Source organism: Mesorhizobium sp. M1E.F.Ca.ET.041.01.1.1, from assembly GCF_003997355.1.
GTDB lineage: Bacteria > Pseudomonadota > Alphaproteobacteria > Rhizobiales > Rhizobiaceae > Mesorhizobium.
On sequence record NZ_RZSL01000589.1, the window covers coordinates 1 to 3,586 of the forward strand.

Below are 3,586 nucleotides of genomic sequence, written 5' to 3' on the forward strand. Positions count from 1 at the left end.
CAGTGTCACCAACTACGGCCGCCAAAGCCGCCACGGTCGCCCCGTCTTCAGACGGCGGACAGTCACTCGACCTGCCGCCCGCCCTGCAGCCTTCCGAAGACATCGCTATTCCACCAGCGGTCTATCCAATCGAAGCGCTGCCGGGCGTCCCGGATAACGTCGTTCGGGCCTGCCATGACGCAATCGAGCAGGCCGCCGCCCAGTTTGGCGCAACCAGTGTGCGCGTCAGCAGCGCAGGTCCCCTAAATCGGTTGGGCCCAGATACGATCTCGGCCCCCGTTCAGGTCAGCATCGACTATGCACATCAAGGCAGTGGGGAGACGCGTCAGGCGCAAGTCGGGTGCGAATTGAACGCGAAAGGCAGCGTGATCGGGCTGACATAGCGCACAGCACGGAACGCCTCGCCGACGCTCTCAAGGATCAGAGCCTTCAACGCGAGCTTCCCAGTCATTTGGGCTCAATCCAACGTCGAGTGTGTTGGCCGGAGGGAAAAGGGAAGCGCGATAGAACGCACGCGGATCACGCGCGACGACTTTCGAACCTTGCTGCGCGCAGTCTTCTGACTGACGGCCTTCATCTCGCCTGTGCCGGCCGATGCGCGGCCAGAGTGCGGCTTCAGTGGCGGCTCAATCTGCGCGCTGCGGCGCTCAGCCCTGAGCTTGTCATTGTCGGCGCGCGCGGCGGCCAGGTCGCGGGCCAGAGCAACAGTGGCTTCACGTTGCTTGTCCAGAGCCTCCTTCAGCCCGGAGACCTGTCCCATAAGTGCTCGGGCTGCGTCGCGCTCGAGGCGAGCTTTGTTAAGGTCCTCTTGGGTCGAGGCTGCTGAAGCGCGCTCCCGGTCCAAAGCCTGCGCCGTCTCGGCTGCGGCCTGCTCCGCACGCTCTCTCGCTGAGATAGCCTTGGCTCGCTCCTGTTCGGCCGCGTCGCGCTCAAGGCGAACTTTGTTGAGGTCCTCACGGGCGGCGACTGCTGAAGCGTGTTCCCGTGCCAGCGCCTGCGCCGTCTCGCTTGCGGTCTGCTCGACCCGTTCTCGCGCTGTGGCTGCGCCGGTCCGTTCCCGCTCGGCCGTATCCGCGATCGCAGCCTTGGACAGCTCCATTTCGGCGATGTCGCCACGAAGATCTTTCGACTTGCGACGCTCCTCCTCAAGCATGCCGCTCGCTTGCGCCAGCGAATCCTCGGCTTTGCCGCGATCCTCGGCAGCTTTGGCCCCAAGCTGTTCAATTTGCGCCCGCGCTTGCGACAGGTCGCGCATCATCCGTTCGGTTCGCTGGCGTTCAAGGCGGGCAGCGGGCATCTGTACAACGACATGGTTCAGGGTTTCGCCGAGCAGCGCGCGGGCGTCTTGCGTAATCCACCGCAATGCGTCGAGTGTGCGGGCTGCCGCGAGCTCGTTGCGCAAACGCTTCTCGCTGGCGTCGCCGGCGGCTGCCATGCTTGTCTTCAGCGCGTCAATCTGCTTGCGCGACTCCAGGAGCGCACTCTGCAGAGAGGCACTCCTGGCGCGCTCCTCTTCCATCGCCCGATGCTCCTGACCGGCCAATTCCCTTGCAGCGGCCGCCTGAGCAAGAGCTGCCTCGACCTGTGGCTTGGCGGCCGTCAGATCCAGGCTAGGCAACTCGACACTCGTGGGCCCGCGGGTTGATCCACTGATATCCAATGCAGCACTCGCCGGAGGCTCGACGGGACGTGAAAGATCGGGGTGGCTATCAGCCTGCGAAACAGCGGGGGCGCTTTCGACAGAGCTTTGTCTCGTCACTGCATAACCAAGCGGCACGGCCAGACAGATTGCGGCGACGCCCAAGCGTAACGCGAGACTCGTCGGGCTGTGAACGCGGGGAGGCGAGGCAATGGCGATGCCGGTCGCCGGAGCAAAAGCATTGGGCAGGGCCCCGGATGAGCTTTCGCCAGCCTCGGATGTTGTTTCGAAATACTCGTTTCGCACCCCGGATTGACGATCGTTGAGATCCTGAGGTCGGACATCCGGGACCGGGGTCGAGGGCACGGCAGCCTGAGAAGATGCAGGCGCGGCTGCAAGGTCGACCGGGCGGTCCCAAGCCCAGGAAGCCTCTTCGAGCGGAACAACCCTGCTTTCGCTCAGGTAGGGATCTGGTTTCAGATGATGCCGTTGCACCGCAACAAGGATGCGCCGGAGCACAAGACAGACGCCTATCAAGGCAAAGATCGTCAACCCCCCTAGGAGAGCGAGATCAGTGTTGTCTGCGTAAATTCCGGCAAGATGGTCTGGCATCGCCGTGCCTTGCGGTCTTCGGTGTAATCTTAAGCTCGAGAGGCGGTGTGTGGGTCCTCGCGTTGGTGCTGGCTAAAAGCCTCTGCCTGCCCTCGAAGCCGTCACTGCTTCAGGGCCCTCCAGTGCCGTGCGAATTTGTCGTTGCATGGCGGGGCGCCGGTTGCGCGAACAGGCATGCCGGCGCAGATGATTTTCGCCTGAAACGAAACCTGAAGATGCCGTGGCCGCTGGTTGTCGGCCGCCGAGAGCGCGCCGAACTCCGAAAAGCCGGCTCGCACCGCTCCATCCTCAACGTCCCGAGAGTTCTCCCACGGTGCGCGCCATGCCGCCATTTCGGAGTGTGCACGGTCCATCGTCAGCCCTAAGCTAGGTCACAGACGTCCGTGGTCAACCATACCGGTAGCCGTGCGAGGCCCGTCTCTCGAAAGGGAGTCGGGCTTTTTCGTGTACTCGCGCAGACTTTTTTCGGCGGGTGCGTCCTATGGTGTGATTCGGCGGTACGGTAACTGACTTCGCAGCCGTCAGAACGGGAGCCCCAGATGCATGCGCACGCCTCAGAGTTGCCCCTACATGGTGGACTAGTAGAAATCGCGACCCAGACTGCTGAGCGTCACCGACACGTCAGTTTTGTCAGTGAGCGATTGCGCAAGTACCACCCGGTCGCAGACGGCTTAGCCATGTGTCCGATCTGTCACATTTTAGGGAACAAGCCATCGACACTCGAGGCCCTTGAGGACAAATCCGATGACGCGAACCGATATGGCTGCAGACAGTGCGGCGGGCGATTCCAGTTGGGGCGGTAACGGCCTAATCGGCGGAGTTCTTCACGAGCGTCAAGGGAGAGAAAGCGGGGAAGGTTCCCGACTATCGCGAAAAACGTAATGAAATCAATGGCAATTGGCTCCCCGGGCCGGATTCGAACCAGCGACCAACCGGTTAACAGCCGGTTGCTCTACCACTGAGCTACCGGGGAACGGAGGCTCTGACGTGAGTGGCGCAGCCTATAGCAAACACCTTTCGGCTTTGCAAAGCAGCAATTCGCAATTTTTCTCCAGTTTTTTGTGCGGCCATTTGTGGCATCGTTTCGGCATGCCCACATATGAGCGGCTTCACACTGGCACGGAACAAAGCGGTCGGGTTGTCGCTTTGGTAGCGATGGCTTCGGTTGCGCGGGATGGGATCTGGTTTGAATGACGGCAACTGACGACGATAACGCCCCGGCGCGGAAGATCACGATCTTCGGCCGCGAATTCACCATGCCGCGCTCGCGAGGGTCGCGGATCGCGATCGGCGTGCTGCTCGTCGCCGGCGGCATCCTCGGCTTCCTGCCCGTTC

General features: G+C 62.3%; 1 protein-coding gene, 1 tRNA gene and 1 pseudogene. 1 reads left to right on the forward strand and 2 read right to left on the reverse strand.

The features are described 5' to 3' along the window. A pseudogene (locus EOA38_RS39840) lies at positions 1–383 on the forward strand (hypothetical protein); the annotation flags it as partial. Positions 384–457: 74 nt separating this feature from the next. Here the strand turns inward: EOA38_RS39840 and EOA38_RS40610 are convergent. After that, positions 458–2,191 carry a hypothetical protein gene (locus EOA38_RS40610; protein WP_245464649.1) on the reverse strand — a complete coding sequence of 578 codons (1,734 nt, stop codon included), beginning with the start codon at positions 2,189–2,191 and terminating at the stop codon, positions 458–460. Positions 2,192–3,149: 958 nt separating this feature from the next. Further along, positions 3,150–3,224 (reverse strand) — tRNA-Asn (locus EOA38_RS30735). Between the last annotated feature and the right edge of the window lie 362 nt (positions 3,225–3,586).